This window comes from Kitasatospora sp. NBC_01300 (assembly GCF_041435235.1).
Taxonomy (GTDB): Bacteria; Actinomycetota; Actinomycetes; order Streptomycetales; family Streptomycetaceae; genus Kitasatospora.
The window spans coordinates 2,134,476-2,151,783 of the sequence record NZ_CP108408.1 but is presented as its reverse complement, the minus strand read 5'-3'; the positions used below and the strand labels follow the sequence as shown (position 1 = coordinate 2,151,783).

At 72.3% G+C, this 17,308-nt stretch carries 7 protein-coding genes; 5 read left to right on the top strand and 2 right to left on the bottom strand.

All coding sequences use genetic code 11. The features are described from left to right. Positions 1–144 precede the first annotated feature (144 nt). A complete protein-coding gene (gene glnA / locus OG556_RS09565) occupies positions 145–1,506 on the top strand; it encodes a type I glutamate--ammonia ligase (protein ID WP_363580876.1) in 1,362 nt (453 codons plus the stop codon). A 166-nt stretch (positions 1,507–1,672) separates the two neighbouring features. After that, a complete protein-coding gene (locus tag OG556_RS09560) occupies positions 1,673–2,890 on the top strand; it encodes a hypothetical protein (RefSeq protein WP_363622307.1) in 1,218 nt (405 codons plus the stop codon). On the opposite strand, the gene OG556_RS09555 is transcribed toward OG556_RS09560, so the two are convergent. Continuing rightward, on the bottom strand, positions 2,857–4,071 hold the full coding sequence (locus OG556_RS09555) for an acyltransferase family protein (RefSeq protein WP_371516739.1): 1,215 nt from the start codon (positions 4,069–4,071) through the stop codon (positions 2,857–2,859). The genes OG556_RS09560 and OG556_RS09555 overlap by 34 nt on opposite strands. 193 nt (positions 4,072–4,264) lie before the next feature. Here OG556_RS09555 and OG556_RS09550 point away from each other — a divergent pair, with 193 nt between their 5' ends. Further along, positions 4,265–7,297: a bifunctional [glutamine synthetase] adenylyltransferase/[glutamine synthetase]-adenylyl-L-tyrosine phosphorylase gene (locus tag OG556_RS09550; protein WP_371516738.1), complete on the top strand. Its 3,033-nt coding sequence runs from the start codon at positions 4,265–4,267 to the stop codon at positions 7,295–7,297. Between the two features lie 76 nt (positions 7,298–7,373). Here the strand turns inward: OG556_RS09550 and OG556_RS09545 are convergent, their stop codons facing one another. Further along, the gene (locus tag OG556_RS09545; RefSeq protein ID WP_363622301.1) at positions 7,374–8,339 is read right to left on the bottom strand and encodes a phosphatase PAP2 family protein; all 966 of its coding nucleotides are present in this window, start codon (positions 8,337–8,339) and stop codon (positions 7,374–7,376) included. Between the two features lie 316 nt (positions 8,340–8,655). On the opposite strand from OG556_RS09545, the gene pulA reads away from it, so the two are divergent. Both pulA and OG556_RS09535 read left to right on the top strand, forming a co-directional pair. After that, the gene (gene pulA / locus OG556_RS09540; RefSeq protein ID WP_371516737.1) at positions 8,656–14,184 is read left to right on the top strand and encodes a pullulanase-type alpha-1,6-glucosidase; all 5,529 of its coding nucleotides are present in this window, start codon (positions 8,656–8,658) and stop codon (positions 14,182–14,184) included. Positions 14,185–14,733: 549 nt separating this feature from the next. After that, a complete protein-coding gene (locus OG556_RS09535) occupies positions 14,734–17,070 on the top strand; it encodes a M4 family metallopeptidase (RefSeq protein ID WP_371516736.1) in 2,337 nt (778 codons plus the stop codon). Positions 17,071–17,308 lie beyond the last annotated feature (238 nt).

Sequence of the window (17,308 nt, the reverse complement as noted above, 5' to 3'; positions counted from 1 at the left end):
GATCTGACGCAATGTGCTGCCCGGGGGGTCGGACCGGGGTCCGGACTGCCGTCCCGCGCGGTGATCGGCCATGATGGGGGCAGTCGCGTCCGGGGGTCTTCCGGGCGTAACACGAGCGTAAAGAGCAGAGGTGAGACTGTCCCCATGGGCAAGCAGCAGCAGTTCGTGCTTCGGACGCTTGAGGAGCGTGACATCCGGTTCGTCCGGCTGTGGTTCACCGACGTGCTCGGGTTCCTGAAGTCGGTCGCGGTGGCTCCGGCCGAACTGGAGCAGGCCTTCGAGGAGGGCATCGGCTTCGACGGCTCGGCGATCGAGGGCTTCGCCCGGGTCTACGAGTCCGACATGATCGCCAAGCCGGACCCGACCACCTTCCAGATCCTGCCGTGGCGCTCGGAGACCCCCGGCACCGCCCGGATGTTCTGCGACATCCTGATGCCCGACGGCTCGCCGTCCTACGCCGACCCCCGGTTCGTGCTCAAGCGCACCCTGGAGAAGGCCTCCGCCCAGGGCTTCACCTTCTACACCCACCCCGAGATCGAGTTCTTCCTGCTGAAGAACCTGCCCGGCGACGGCACCCCGCCGATCCCCGCCGACCAGTCCGGCTACTTCGACCACACCCCGCGCGGGGTCGGCCACGACTTCCGCCGACAGGCCATCACCATGCTGGAGTCGATGGGCATCTCGGTGGAGTTCTCCCACCACGAGGGCGCCCCCGGCCAGCAGGAGATCGACCTGCGCTACGCCGACGCGCTGTCCACCGCCGACAACATCATGACCTTCCGTCTGGTCATGAAGGAGGTCGCGCTGGAGCAGGGCGTGCACGCCAGCTTCATGCCCAAGCCGTTCTCCGACCACCCCGGCTCGGGCATGCACACCCACCTGTCGCTGTTCGAGGGCGACCGCAACGCCTTCCACGAGACCGGCGCCGAGTACCAGCTCTCCAAGGTCGGGCGCTCCTTCATCGCCGGCCTGCTCAAGCACGCCGCCGAGACCGCCGCCGTCACCAACCAGTGGGTGAACTCCTACAAGCGGATCTGGGGCGGCTCCCAGCGCACCGCCGGCGCCGGCGGCGAGGCCCCGTCCTACATCTGCTGGGGCCACAACAACCGCTCGGCGCTGATCCGGGTGCCGATGTACAAGCCCGGCAAGCAGGGCTCCACCCGGATCGAGGTCCGCTCCCTGGACACCGGCTGCAACCCGTACCTCGCCTACGCCGTCACCCTCGCGGCCGGCCTCAAGGGCATCGAGGAGGGCTACGAGCTCCCGCCGGGCGCCGACGACGACGTCTGGGCGCTGTCCGACTCCGAGCGCCGCGCCCTCGGCATCCAGCCGATGCCGCAGAACCTCGGCGAGGCGATCGACCTGATGCAGCGCAGCGAGCTCGTCGCCGAGACCCTCGGCGAGCACGTCTTCGACTTCTTCCTGCGCAACAAGCGGCAGGAGTGGGAGGAGTACCGCTCCGAGGTCACCCCGTTCGAGCTGCGCAAGAACCTCCAGGTGCTGTGAGCACCTGAGGCTCCCAAACACCTCCGGGCCCGCTGTCGTTCGATCGGATGACAGCGGGCCGTCCGCTGGGGTGGGATCGCTTCCCCAATGGCGGTATGTGAAGATCCTGTGACGGACAGTTGTGGTCCGATGGGCGTGCTCGTCCGTTCCGTCCCGAGAGGATCCCATGCCCTCCTCCGCTGTCAGCCGCGCCGCCGCGGCCCGCCTGCTCGCCCGCCGGGCCGTCGTCGCGGGCGCCGCCCTCGCCGCCGTCGCGAGCCAGCTGCTGGCCACCCCGGTCGCCGACGCCCGTGGCTCCGGCTCCGGTTCGTCGAACCCGCGCCCGCGCGCCGAGACCATCGCCGAGAACCCGCTGCCGTTCACCACCCGCTTCCAGGGCGACTTCCACGGCTCCGTCACCAGGATCAGCAACTCGCTGATGACCTGTGACGAGACCAAGCCGCCGGTCGACCCGGCGCAGCCGCCCTGCGAGGACGCCCGCAAGGGCCTCGGCAGCATGCCGATCAACAACAAGTACGAGATGAAGTACATCAACATCGACCCGGGCTCCATCGGCCCGCTCGGTGACCCGATCTACTCCGCCAGCTCCGCCGACCTCGGCCTGATCGACGGCTCCAAGGTCAAGTACGCCCGGCTGTACTGGGGCGGCACCCGAGGCATCGGCGACACCGTGCTGCCGGAGAACCAGATCGACGAGGTGTACCTCAAGGTCCCGGGCGAGAAGCAGTACCGGGACATCGCCAACGACCAGCCGTCCATCGGCTACATCACCACCGACGTGGAGAGCAGCTACCAGGCCTCCGCCGACATCACCGACCTGGTCAGGAACGCCGGCAACGGCACCTACACCGTCGCCAACATGGACTCGGTGGTGAAGCCGCACAGCTGGGGCGGCTGGACGATCGTCGTCGCGTACGAGAACGACTGCAAGCCGATGCGGCACATCCACCTGTGGGACGGCTTCCAGGTCGAGCTGCCGGACAGCCCGACGCGGCAGATCAAGCTCACGGGGCTGCAGACGCCGCAGAGCGGTCAGCTCCACGGCAAGCTCGGCTGGGTGGTCTACGACGGCGACCTCAAGTGGACCGGTGACACCCTGTCGGTCAAGTCCACCAACGGGCCCGAGACGCTGTTCTCCGACATCAACCACGCGCCGGACGACGCCTTCAACTCCACCATCGAGGAGCTGACCCCGGAGGACCAGTTCGCCCGCAACCCGTACAACCGCAACAACTTCGGCTACGACTCCAACCGCTGGGACATCTCGCCGTACCTGCGCAACGGGGACACCGACCTCACCACCACCTTCAACACCCAGAAGGACGGCTACGACATCGGCGTCTTCTACGCCTACGTCAACCTGGACGGCTCCACCGACGCCTGACCGGCCGCCGCCCGGCGCCGCTGCCGACCCACCCGCACCGCGCGGGCCGGCAGCGGCGCCGCCGCGTTCCCGCCGGGCCGGCGCGGCGAGCCGCGCAGCAGCCGCTCGCACGGCCGCTCCACCCAGCGGTACAGGCCCGCCGCCACCGCCAGCGACCCCCCGGCCAGCAGCAGCCAGACCCCGAGCGCCGCCGCCCCGGGCGCCGGGCGGCCCGACTCGGCGAGCCAGCAGCGGATGCCGATCTCGTGCACCAGGTACCAGGCGTAGGACCACTCGCCGAGCCGCACCGCCGTCCGCCCGGCCAGACCTCGCCCGACCGGTCCCCGTCCGGCCGGTCCCCGTTCGCCCGGCGGCCGGGGTGCCGCACCGGCCGCGTCCCGCTGGGCCGCCGCCACCAGCAGCGCCGCGAACAGGGCCGCCGGCACCAGCTGGGAGGCGCTGTACGGGCCCCACCACAGCGCGTCCGGGACGGCCGCGTGCCAGGGCGCCAGCAGCAGGTGCCAGCCCGCCACCGCCGTGGCCGCCGCGCCGAGCCGCACCCGGGGGAGCAGCCCGTGCCGCACCGCCAGCCCGACCGCCACCCCGAGCACGAACTGCGGGGTACGGGCCAGCGGCAGGTAGTCCAGCAGCCAGCCGCGCACCGTCGGATCGGCCGGCAGCAGCGGGCCCGCCGCCCACAGTGCCGGGCCGAGCGCCGCGCACACCGCCGCCACCGGCAGCCAGGCGCGGCGGCGCGGCGCCAGCAACCGCAGCAGCAGCGGGAACAGCAGGTAGAACCAGGCCTCGGCGCCCAGCGACCAGGACGCCGGATTGCCGCCGTACACCGTCGCCTGCGCCCACGGGTGCACCAGCAGCAGCGACCAGAGCGCGGCCGCCACCGGCAGCGCCGTGCCGATCGCGGCGTCCGCGCCCAGCGACAGCACGGTGCTCAGCACGTGCAACGGCCAGATCCGGGCGAACCGGCGGCGGGCGAACGCCCCGGCGGGGACGGGCGAGCCGCCGTACGTCCAGGCCAGGACGAAACCGGACAGGACGAAGAAGAACGTCACCCCCGAGCGCCCGTACCAGGCGAGCGGATCGAGTACCGGCAGCCCTCCGACCTTGCGGGACAGGTGGTAGAGCACCACCAGCAGGGCCGCCCAGAAGCGCAGCCCGGTGAGCGAGGGCAGGCGGCTGGGCATCGGCGCTCCGGGATGGGACGGGATGGGCGGGGTGAGGCGGTCGGCGCCGGGAGAACGAGCGCGGCGGGCCCGAGGTCACGGACGGGCGGCGCGGCGCGCGGCGGCGGGCCGTCCGGTGGTCGTGTCCGGTGGTCGTGTCCGGCGCCGGGCCGTCAGGGCGCGTAACCTGCTGGGGCGGACGGATGGAGGGGCCATGGCGGTGGACGAGCAGCGGGCCGGGAGCCGGGTCAGCCGGCCGGAGATCAGGCTGGTCAGGCGCGGGTTCACCGACCCGGCGCAGGCGGTGCGGCTGCTGGCGGGCCCCGGCCTGGAAGGCCTGGCCGACGACCCCGTGCTGCTGGACGCGCTCGGCGCCACCGCCGACCCCGACCTCGCCCTGTTCGGCCTGGCCCGGCTGCTGGAGGCCGCCGACGAGGCCGAACGGCGCACCCTGCGCGACACCCTCACCACCTCCAAGCCGCTGCGCGACCGGCTGCTCGGCGTGCTCGGCGTCTCCACCGCGCTCGCCGACCACCTGGCCCGGCACCCGCACGACTGGCACATGCTGGTCACCTTCGAGCTGCGCGACATGCACCCCGGCCCGGAGGACTTCCGCCGCGCGCTCGCCGAGGGCGTCCGGCGCGGCCGGGAGGGCGGCCGCAGCCCGGCGGACGCGCTGCGCGTCGCCTACCGCCGCTGCCTGCTCGCCATCGCCGCCCGCGACCTCACCGGCACCACCGACCTCGCACAGACCGCCGCCGAACTCGCCGACCTGGCCGGCGCCACCCTGCAGACCGCCCTGGACCTCGCCGCCGAGCAGGACCAGGACGCCGCCCGGGCCTGCCGGCTCGCCGTGATCGGCATGGGCAAGTGCGGAGGCCGCGAACTCAACTACGTCTCCGACGTGGACGTCATCTTCGTCGCCGAGCCGCGCGAGGGCGTGGACGAGCACGAGGCCGTCAAGGCCGCCACCCGGCTCGCCGCCGCCCTCACCCGGCTCTGCGCGGACACCACCGGCGAGGGCACCATCTGGCCGGTGGACGCCAACCTGCGCCCCGAGGGCCGCAACGGCCCGCTGGTGCGCACCCTGGCCAGCCACCTCGCCTACTACCAGCGCTGGGCCAAGACCTGGGAGTTCCAGGCGCTGCTCAAGGCCCGCCCGGTCGCCGGGGACGCCGAACTCGGCGCCGCCTACCTGGAGGCGCTGGCCCCGATGGTCTGGCAGGCCGCCGCCCGGGACAACTTCGTCACCGACGTGCAGCAGATGCGCCGCCGGGTGATCGACTCGATCCCCGCCACCGAACTGGACCGCCAGCTCAAGCTCGGCCCCGGCGGGCTGCGCGACGTCGAGTTCTCCGTCCAGCTGCTCCAGCTGGTGCACGGCCGCACCGACCCGGCGCTGCGCAGCGGTAACACCCTGGAGGCGCTGGCCGCGCTCTCCCGCGGCGGGTACGTCGGCCGGGCGGACGCCGTCTCGCTGGACACCGCCTACCGCTTCCTGCGCTCCCTGGAGCACCGGATCCAGCTCTACCGGCTGCGCCGCACCCACCTGATGCCCACCGGCGCGGAGGACCTGCGCCGGCTGGCCCGCTCGCTGGCCGCGCTGATCAACGACGACACCCGCTCCGACCCGGTGGCCGCGCTGCAGCGCGAGTGGAAGCGGCACGCGGTCGAGGTCCGGCGGCTGCACGAGAAGCTGTTCTACCGGCCGCTGCTCGACGCCGTCGCCGAACTGCCGCCGGGCGCGGCCGGGTTGACCCCGGACGCGGCCCGGGCCCGGCTGGAGGCGCTGGGCTACGCGGACCCGGCCGCCGCGCTGCGCCACCTCAGCGCGCTCGCCTCCGGGGTGAGCCGCAAGGCCGCGATCCAGCGCACCCTGCTGCCGGTGCTGCTCGGCTGGTTCGCCGACTCGGCCGACCCGGACGCCGGGCTGCTCAACTTCCGCCAGGTCTCCGACGCGCTCGGCCGCACCCCCTGGTACCTGCGGCTGCTGCGCGACGAGAGCGCCGCCGCCGAGCAGCTGGCCCGGGTGCTGTCGGCCGGCCGGCTCGCCCCCGACCTGCTGCTGCGCGCCCCCGAAGCGGTCGCCATGCTGGGCGACCCGCAGGGCCTGGCGCCGCGCGGCCGGGCCGCCCTGGAGCAGGAGATACTGGCCGCCGTCGGCCGGGCCGGATCCACCGCCGCGGCCGTCGCCGCCGCCCGCTCGGTGCGCCGCCGGGAGCTGTTCCGGACCGCCGCCGCGGACGTCCTCGGCCGCCTCGGCGATGACCCGGCCGAGGCGCTGGACACCGCGGGGGAGGCGCTGACCGCGATCAACGCCGCCACCCTCCAGGGCGCGCTGCGCGCCTGCACGGCCGGCTGGGAGGCCGAGCACGGCGACCTGCCGACCCGGATCGCGGTGATCGCGATGGGCCGGTTCGGCGGCCACGAGCTGGGCTACGGCTCGGACGCCGACGTGCTCTTCGTCCACGAGCCGCTGCTCGGCTCGCTGGAGCAGGACGCCGCCCGGGCCGCCCAGGCGGTCTGCAACGAGCTGCGGACCCTGCTCGGCGCGCCGTCCACCGAGCCGCCGCTGCTGGTCGACGCCGACCTGCGGCCGGAGGGGCGCAGCGGCCCGCTGGTGCGCACCCTCGCCTCGTACGCGGCGTACTACCGGCGCTGGTCGCACGCCTGGGAGAGCCAGGCGCTGCTGCGGGCCGAGCCGGTGGCCGGGGACGAGGAGCTGGGCGCGCGGTTCCGGCAGCTGATCGACCCGCTGCGCTACCCCGGCGTCGGGGTGCCGGAGCGGGACCTGGTGGAGATCCGCCGGATCAAGGCGCGGATCGAGGCCGAGCGGCTGCCGCGCGGCGCCGACCCGACCACGCACACCAAGATCGGCCGCGGCGGGCTGGCCGACGTGGAGTGGACGGTGCAACTGCTCCAGCTCCAGCACGGGCACGAGCTGCCGGCCCTGCGCACCACCCGGACCAGGGCCGCGCTGGCGGCCGCCGCCGGAGCCGGGCTGGTCGGGCGCTCGGACGCGCAGGTGCTGGACGCGGCCTGGGTGCTGGCCTCCCGGGTGCGCTCGGCGGTGATGCTGGTGCGCGGGCGGCCCGGCGACAGCTTCCCCGGGGAGGCCCGGGAGCTGGCCGGGGTGGCCCGCTACCTCGGGTACGGCGCCGGGCACAGCGGCGAGCTGGTGGACGACTACCGGCGGACCACCCGGCGGGCCCGGGCGGTGGTGGAGCGGCTGTTCTACGGCGGCTGAGGCCGGCGGCCGAGGTCCGGGCACGCGAAAGGGGCCCCGGGTGGGGGCCCCTTCGGTTCGTCCGGGTCCGGCAGCTCTACCGGCGGGCGCCGGTCGCCGCGGGTTCGCTCCACTGCTCGGGGACGGTGATCGGCTCCTCCGCCGCCTCCCGGGCGGGCACCTGGGGCAGTTTGTAGACCCAGGAGTGGTACAGCCAGCGGGCGGTGAGGAAGCCCACGGCCAGGCAGAGCTCGCCGCCGACGGCGTCCATCCAGAAGTGGTTGGCGGTCGAGACGATCACCGCCAGGGTGGCCAGCGGGTAGAGCAGGCCGAGCACCCGGACCCACGTCCGGCGGGCCAGGTAGAAGATGGCCAGCCCGCACCACATCGACCAGCCGATGTGCATCGAGGGCATCGCCGCGTACTGGTTGGACACGTGCGCGGCGGGCCCGGAGGCCATCGAGCCCCAGGTGCCGTGCACCTTCACGGTGTCGATGAAGCCGCCGTCGGTCATCAGCCGGGGCGGTGCGAGCGGGAAGAAGAAGAAGCCGATCAGGGCGATCGCGGTGGTGGCGAACAGCACGGTGCGGGCGGCGACGTAGCGGCCGGGGTGGCGGCGGTAGAGCCAGACCAGCACGCCGATCGTCACGACGAAGTGCAGCGTCGCGTAGTAGTAGTTCATCCCGGTGATGAGCCACCCGACGCTGTTCGCGGCGTGGTTGATCGAACGCTCGACGGCGATGCCCAGCGACTGCTCCAGGTCCCAGATCCAGCGCGCGTGCTTCTGGGCTATCGAGGCCTGTTCCGGGACGGCGTTGCGGATGATCGAGTAGATCCAGTAGCTGATCCCGATCAGGGCCAGTTCGAACCAGATCTTCGGCCGGGCCGGTGAGCGCCGCTGGTCGCGGATGCGGCCGCGCAGTGCGGCGATACGGGACTGAGTGGCGCGGGCGGCTCCGTCGGGCAGGCGTCCCGAGGAGGCCGACCGTGCTCCGGAACCGTCACCACGCGCCGCTTCGGCGCGCTGTTCGCGGCCGTGCTGGATCTTGGTCGGTTCCCCCATGGACGAGAAGTCTGCCAGACGTCCCGTCGCCGTCCGATCATCCCCTGGCAGTGGATTCTTCACCGGCTGTCCCCCTTGAGGGCTAGGGGGCGGCTCCCACCGGGGTAGGGGGTGCGGTCGGGTCTGGTGCTTACCGGCGGGACAGGCATACGTCCCATTGTTACGCCGACCGCTCGAAGGGCGTAATCGGGGTGGCGGCAACGGTCCTGGCCTGGAGTTTCCCGGAACGAAACGGTTTCTGCATCTTGCTGAAACATATTGCAGGCCGCTAGCTTCCAGGGAACTCGCTCACCCCTTCCCCTAAGGGAGACCCTCAGTGGCCGATGTCCGGCTCCGCCCCCGGCGGAGCACCCCCCGACGCAGACCCGGCCGCACGGCCGTCCTGCTGGCCGCCGCACTGACCGCCGCCACCCTCGGCAGCGCGCCCGCGGCCCTCGCCGCCGCCCCGCCGGCCCCGCCCTCGGACGCCGCCCTGGCGGCCACCGCAGGGCGGCACGACCTCACCCGCGAGCAGTTCTACTTCGTCCTGCCCGACCGCTTCGCCGACGGCGACCCCGCCAACGACACGGGGGGCATCACCGGCGGCCGGCTGGACCACGGCTTCGACCCGGCCGACAAGGGCTTCTACCACGGCGGCGACCTGGCCGGCCTGATCCAGCGGCTCGACTACATCCAGAACCTCGGCACCACCGCGATCTGGATGGCCCCGATCTTCAAGAACAAGCCGGTCCAGGGCAGCGGCGACCAGGCCTCGGCCGGCTACCACGGCTACTGGATCACCGACTTCACCCAGGTCGACCCGCACTTCGGCACCAACGACCAGCTCAAGGACCTGATAGCCAAGGCCCACGCCCGCGGCATCAAGGTCTTCTTCGACGTCATCACCAACCACACCGCCGACGTCATCGACGACGCCGAACAGCAGCACGGCTACCGCTCCGTCGGCGCCTACCCGACCCTCGACGCCGACGGCAACCCCGTCGACGAGACCGCGATCGCCGACGCGGGCGCGCCCTGGCCGCGGCTCACCAAGGACTCCTTCCCCTACACCCCGGTCTTCCGCAAGCCCGCCGACGCCACGGCCAAGACCCCGTCCTGGCTCAACGACCCCGCGCTCTACCACAACCGCGGTGACTCGACCTTCGTCGGCGAGTCCGCCACCGAGGGCGACTTCAGCGGCCTGGACGACCTCGACACCCAGAACCCCCGGGTGGTGAAGGGCTTCGAGAAGGTCTACCAGCAGTGGGTCAAGGACGCCGGCGTGGACGGCTTCCGGATCGACACCGTCAAGCACGTCAACATGGCGTTCTGGCAGCAGTGGGCGCCCGCGCTCAAGGACTTCGCCGCCAAGCAGGGCAACAAGAAGTTCTTCATGTTCGGCGAGGTCTACTCCGGCGACCCGGCGATCACCTCGCCGTACGTCACCAAGGGCAAGCTCCAGGCCACCCTGGACTTCCCGTTCCAGGGCGCCGCCCGCAGCTACGTCTCCCAGGGCGGCTCGGCGAAGAACCTCGCCGACGTCTACGGCCAGGACTACCGCTACACCACCGCCGACACCGACGCGTACGAGCTGCCGACCTTCCTCGGCAACCACGACATGGGCCGGTTCGGCTCCTTCCTGCTCGCCGACAACCCGGGCGCCGACGAGGCCACCCTGCTGAAGAAGGACCGGCTCGGCAACGAGCTCCAGTTCCTCACCCGCGGCCAGCCCGTCGTCTACTACGGCGACGAGCAGGGCTTCACCGGCGCGGGCGGCGACCAGGACGCCCGGCAGGACATGTTCGCCTCGAAGACGCCCTCCTACAACGGCGACCGGGTGCTCGGCGGCCCCTCCGGCCCGGCCGACCGGTACGGGCAGGGCGGCGCGCTCTACCAGGACGTCGCCGCGCTGGCCAAGCTGCGCCGCGACAACCCGGCGCTCGCCGACGGCTCCCAGATCGAGCGCTACGCCGCCGACGGCGCGGGCGTGTACGCCTTCTCCCGGATCGACGCCGGGCAGCGGACCGAGTACCTGGTGGCGGTCAACAACGCCGCCGAGGCGAAGACCGTCACCCTGGACACCTTCTCCGCCGGGACGGGCTTCGACCGGATCTACCCGGCAACGGGCGGGAAGGTGACCTCCGGCGCCGACCGCAAGGTCACCGTGACCGTGCCGGCGCTCTCCTCGGTGGTGTTCAAGGCGGGCGCCGCGCTCGCACCCACCACGGCGGCGCCGCAGCTCTCCGTGCAGCCGCCGGCCGACGGTTCGAGCGGCACCGTCACCGTCGGCGCCACGACCGGCGGCGGCTTCAACCGCGTCACCTTCGCCGCCCAGATCGGCACCGGGCCCTGGCAGACCCTGGGCACCGCCGACACCGGGAGGAACCTGGTCACCCAGGACCTGGGCGCCACCGCCCCCGGCACGGTCGTCCGCTACAAGGCGGTCGTCCAGGACTCCAGCGGCCGGCTGCGCTCCGCCACCGCGAGCTTCACCACCGGCGCCCCCGCGCCCAAGCCGGTGCCCACCGCCGGCGCCCGCCCGTACGCCGTCGTGCACTACAACCGGCCGGACGGCGACTACGACGGCTGGAACCTCTACGCCTGGGGCGACCTCGCCGACGGCGAGGCCACCCCGTGGCCGGCCGGGCACGCCTTCACCGGCCGGGACGCGTACGGCGCCTTCGCCTACGTGAAGCTCAAGCCGGGCGCCTCGGACGTCGGGTTCGTCGTCGAGAAGAACGGCGTCAAGGACGTCGACGCCGACCGCCACGTCGACGTCGGCGCCACCGGCGAGGTCTGGCTCCGGCAGGGCGACCCGGCCGTGCGCACCGCGAACCCGGGCCCGGCGAACACCCAGCCCGCCAACACCGCCGTCCTCCACTACAACCGGCCCGACGGCGACTACGACGGCTGGGGCCTGCACGACTGGACCGGCGCCGCCACCCCCACCGACTGGGGCAAGCCGCTGATGCCGGTGCGCCACGACGCCTTCGGCGCCGTCTTCGAGGTGCCGCTGGCCCCCGGCGCGACCAGCCTCAGCTACATCCTGCACAAGGGCAACGACAAGGACCTGCCCACCGACCAGTCCCTGGACCTCGCCGTCGACGGCCGCGAGGTGTGGCTGCTCGGCGGCCGCGAGGGCCACCTGCTGCCGCAGAACGCCGCCGCCTCCGCGCAGGTGGACCTCGGCACCGCCAAGGCCCAGTGGATCGACGCCAGGACCGTCGTCGTCCCGGCGGCCTACGGCGCGGGCGACGCCGCCCTGGCCGGCGGCACCAGCGCCCAGCTGGTGTACGACCCCGAGGGCGGCATCCGCGCCGACAAGGGCGTGCTGACCAAGCCCGGCCGGTGGATCCGGCTCAACGCCGCCCAGGGCGGCCTGACCGCGGCACAGAAGGCCGCGTTCCCGCACCTGGCGGGCTACCGGGCCTTCACCGTGGACGCCCGGGACACCGCGCGCGTCCCGGCCGCGCTGCGCAGCCAGCTGCTGTTCACCGAACACCTGCCCAGCGGCGCCGTGCTGGCCGCCACCGGCGTGCAGACCCCCGGCGTGCTGGACGACCTCTACGCGCGCCGCACCGGCCGGGTGGACTTCGGCCCGGCCTACTACAACGGCAAGGTGGCGCTGTCGGTGTGGGCGCCGACCGCGCAGGAGGTGTCCGTCCAGGTCTTCGACGGCGCGACCGGCGGCACCCCGAAGACGCTGCCGCTGAAGCTGGACGACGAGACCGGCGTCTGGGAAGTCGTCCGCGACAAGGGCGAGTTGGACGGCAAGTACTACCTGTACCAGGTGAAGGTCTGGGCGCCCTCCGTCCAGCAGGTGGTGGTCAACACCGTCACCGACCCGTACTCGGTCGCGCTGTCCACCGACTCCAGGCGCAGCCTGGTCGCCGACCTCGCCGCCAAGGAGCTCAAGCCCGCGGGCTGGGAGGAGCAGAACGTCCCCGAGGCCGTCCCGCCGGCGCGGCAGCAGATCCAGGAACTGCACGTCCGGGACTTCTCGGTGGAGGACACCACTGTCCCGGCCGCCGAGCGCGGCACCTACCTGGCGTTCACCGAGTCGCAGTCGGCCGGCATGCGGCACCTGCGGGAACTCGCCCAGGCCGGGGTGACCACCGTCCACCTGCTGCCGACCTTCGACATCGCCACCATCCGGGAGAACCGGGCCGACCAGAAGCTGCCGGCCTGCGACCTCAAGTCCCTGCCCCCGGACGGTCCGAAGCAGCAGGAATGCGTGGCGGCCGTCGCCGCCGACGACGCGTACAACTGGGGCTACGACCCGTTGCACTACACCGTGCCGGAGGGGTCCTACGCCACCGAGCCTGGGGGCACCTCCCGCCCGGAGGGTGGGGGAGGCACGGCGCGCACCGTCGAATTCCGGCGGATGGTGCAGGCGATGCACGAGGCCGGGCTGCGGGTGGTGCTGGACGTGGTCTACAACCACACCGCCGCCGGCGGCCAGGCCGAGCACTCGGTGCTGGACAAGGTCGTCCCCGGCTACTACCAACGGCTGGACGGCAACGGCAAGGTCACCGCGGACAGCTGCTGCGCCGACACCGCGCCCGAGCACGCCATGATGAACCGGCTCGTGGTCGACTCGGTGACCACCTGGGCCCGCGAGTACAAGGTCGACGGCTTCCGCTTCGACCTGATGGGCCTGGACCCGAAGTCCACCATGCTGGACGTGCAGGCCGCGCTGCGGAAGATGACGCCCGCCTCGGACGGCATCGACGGGAAGAACGTCTTCCTCTACGGCGAGGGCTGGAACTTCGGCGTCGTCGCGAACAACGCCCGGTTCGAACAGGCCACCCAGCTGAACCTGGCCGGCACCGGCATCGCCACCTTCGACGACCGGATGCGCGACGCCGCCCGCGGCGGCAACTTCATGCTGAACTCCGCCCCGCAGCAGGGCTTCGCCTCGGGCCTGTACACCGACCCCAACGGCTCGCCCGCCAACGGCACCCCGCAGGAGCAGAAGGACCGGCTGCTGCACCAGATGGACCAGCTGAAGGTCGGACTGACCGGCAACCTGGCCGGCTACTCCTTCACCGACAGCTCGGGCCGGGCCGTCACCGGCGCGCAGGTCGACTACAACGGAGCCCCGACCGGGTACGCGGCCAAGCCGGGCGAGGCGGTGGAGTACGTGGACGCCCACGACAACACCGACCTGTTCGACGCGCTCGCGTACAAGCTGCCGACCGGCACCACGCCCGCCGACCGGGCCCGGATGCAGGCGCTCGGGCTCTCGCTCACCGCGCTCACCCAGGGCGCGGGCTTCGCCCAGGCCGGCAGCGACCTGCTGCGCTCCAAGTCGCTGGACGCCAACTCCTACGACTCGGGCGACTGGTTCAACGCCATCCACTGGGACCCGTCGCAGGGCAACGGCTGGGGCCGGGGCCTGCCGCCGGCGACCGACAACAAGGAGATGTGGCCGACCGCGCAGTCCCTGCTGGCGAACCCGCGGCTGACCGTGGGGGCGGCCGACATCCGCGCGACCTCCGCGCAGTACCAGGAGTTCCTGCGGATCAAGCAGTCCTCGCCGCTGTTCTCGCTGCCCACCCTGGCCGCCGTCCAGCAGCGGCTGTCCTACCCGCTCTCCGGCACGCCCGGTGAGACGCCCGGGGTGATCACCCTGCACCTGGACGGCGCCGGGCTGAAGGGCGCCGAGAAGGGCGTCACCGTGGTGTTCAACGCCACGCCCACCGCGCAGACGCAGACCGTGGCGGCCCTGAAGGGGACGGGCCAGGCCCTGCACCCGGTCCAGGCGGGCGGCGCGGACGCGGTGGTGAAGCAGTCCGGCTTCGACGCCGTGACCGGCACCTTCACCGTGCCGGGCCGCACCGTGGCGGTGTTCGTCCAGGGCTGATCGACGAACGCCGGAACCCCCGGGTCCCGCACCGCCGTCGTGGCGGTGCGGGACCCGTTTCGTTTTGGCCGCCCGATGGCCGGAAAGCACCGATGGCACGGCCGGAAGCGTGATGTGCCGCCCCCGCCCGGCGCCGTCGGCCACCGGGTGGTGCGGGCGGGGACCCTGAGCGCTGGTCAGTGACTTCCGGAAGTGATCGAACATTCCCCGGATCATGAAAACCGTGTTCATGAGTTCTCAAAGGGGTAACACAACTGATGAACAGTCGTGCATACGGTTTCGGTAATGAATCGGCCATTCCGTGGCATGCATCTGTCATTAACGACTCGTTTGCTGCCACGATTCCTGCGGCTGCAGACGAGGGGGCCCCACCCCCCGGTGCGGCTGACCAGTTCAGGTGCAGCGCGTCCCAAACCTGCCACGACTTGTGAGCACCGCAATCGCACCCCCGTCGCACACCGCGGGCGGGGGCCCCCACTGCGCCGCAACCCTGCGGCCCAGGTTTCTCTCCACCGGTGCGAACCCGCGCCGGTCGGAAAAGGAGTCCGCATGTCCCGTTACGCTCACGCCCGGAAGGCCGCGGTTGTCATGGCCGCAACCACCGCGCTGCTGGTGACCGGCATACCGGTCATCGCGCAGGCCGCGACGCCCGACGCCCCGTCCGCCGTCGCCGCCCAGCAGTCGGACCGGGCCGCGCTGATCGCCTCCGCGACCCAGCAGTCCGCGTCCTTCGCCCAGGCCCTGGGCCTGAGCAGCCAGGAGAAGCTGGTCACCAAGGACGTCGTCCAGGACACCAACGGCGGCCGCCACCTGCGCTACGAGCGCACCTACGCCGGACTCCCGGTGCTCGGCGGCGACCTGATCGTCCACCAGGACGCCGCGGGCGCCACCAAGAGCGTGACCAAGGCCAGCGAGGCCGACCTCAGCGGCGTCAGCACCACCCCGGCCCAGGCCGCCCCGAAGGCCCAGGCCGCCGCGCTCGCCGCCGAGCAGGGCGCCGCCGTCGACACCGCGCCGCGCCTGGTCGTCTGGGCCGCCGACGGCACCCCGAAGCTCGCCTGGGAGACCGTCGTCTCCGGCCGCGAGTCCGACGGCACCCCGAGCAAGCTGCACGTGGTCACCGACGCCGCGACCGGCGACGTGCTCAGCAAGGCCGACGGCATCAAGCGCGGCTCCGGCAACGGCGTGTTCGTCGGCAACGTGCCGCTGACCACCACCCAGAGCGGCTCGACGTACTCGCTGAAGGACGCCACCCGCGGCGGCCAGTACACCACCGACATGAAGAACGGCACCTCCGGCAACGGCACGCTGTTCAGCAAGTCGAGCGACACCTGGGGCAACGGCCAGGCCAGCAACCGCGAGTCCGCCGCCGTGGACGCCCAGTTCGGCGCGGCCGCCACCTGGGACTTCTACAAGAACACCTTCGGCCGCAACGGCATCCGCAACGACGGCGTCGGCGCCATGAGCCGGGCCCACTACGACACCGGCTACGTCAACGCGTTCTGGGACGACAGCTGCTTCTGCATGACCTACGGCGACGGCTCGGGCGACACCCACCCGCTCACCGAACTCGACGTCTCCGGCCACGAGATGAGCCACGGCGTCACCTCGGCCACCGCCAACCTGAACTACTCGGGCGAGTCCGGCGGCCTCAACGAGGCCACCTCGGACATCTTCGGCTCGATGGTCGAGTTCTACGCCAACCTGCCCGCCGACAACCCGGACTACCTGATCGGCGAGCTGATCGACATCAACGGCAACGGCACGCCGCTGCGCTACATGGACAAGCCCTCCAAGGACGGCACCTCCGCCGACTCCTGGTACTCGGGCGTCGGCAACCTGGACGTGCACTACTCGTCCGGTGTCGCCAACCACTTCTTCTACCTGCTGGCGGAGGGCAGCGGCGCCAAGGTGATCAACGGCGTCAGCTACAACAGCCCGACGGTCAACAACATCACCGTCGGCGGCATCGGCCGGGACAAGGCCCAGCAGGTCTGGTACAAGGCGCTGACCGCGTACATGACCTCCACCACCAACTACGCCGCCGCCCGCACCGCGACCCTGAACGCGGCCACCGACCTGTACGGCGCGAACAGTGCCGAGTACAACGCGGTCGCCACGGCCTGGGCCGCCGTCAACGTCGGCTCGCTGCCCAACCCCGGCGGCATCACCGTCACCAGCCCGGGCAACCAGTCCACGGCGGTCGGCGGTGCGGTGAACCTCCAGATCAAGGCCTCCGGTGGTACGGCGCCGCTGTCGTACAGCGCGACGGGTCTGCCGGCCGGGCTGGCGATCAACGCCTCCACGGGTGCGATCACCGGTACCGCCACCACGGCGGGTTCGTCGAACGTGACGGTGACGGTGAAGGACTCGGCGGGCAAGTCCGGTACGGCGAGCTTCACGTGGACGGTGACCGGTGGCGGTGGCGGCACCTGCACGCCGGCGCAGCTGCTGGGCAACGCGGGCTTCGAGACGGGCTCGGCGGCGCCGTGGACGACCAGCTCCGGCGTGGTGGACAACAGCTCCTCGCAGGCGGCGCACGGTGGTTCGTGGAAGTCGTGGCTGAACGGCTACGGTTCCTCGCACACCGACACGCTGGCGCAGACGGTGACGATCCCGGCGGGCTGCAAGGCGACGCTGAGCTTCTGGCTGCACATCGACACGGCTGAGTCGGGCAGCACCGCGTACGACAAGCTGGCCGTGTCGGTGAACGGCACCACGCTGAAGACGTACTCCAACGCGGACGCCGCGGCGGGCTACCAGCAGCGGACCTTCGACCTCTCGTCCTACGCGGGCCAGACGGTCACCCTGAAGTTCACCGGCACCGAGGACGCCTCGCTGCAGACGAGCTTCGTGATCGACGACACCTCCATCCAGACCGGCTGAGTCCGGACCGGGCCCCCGCGGGCCCGGTGAACCAGGACAGGTGAGGGGCCCGGCGGCTACGGCTGCCGGGCCCTTGTCGTGCGTCCGGGCCCAGGCGGTGCAGAAACGTTCCTCCCGAGCCCTTGACGCTCTCTCCCGGCGGCCCTAGGTTCAGCGCTGCAAGTTTCCGGCAAGTTACAGAAACTTCCTGCATAGCTCTTCCCGCACGGCTCACCCCCGGCTGCCCCCACCCCAGCCA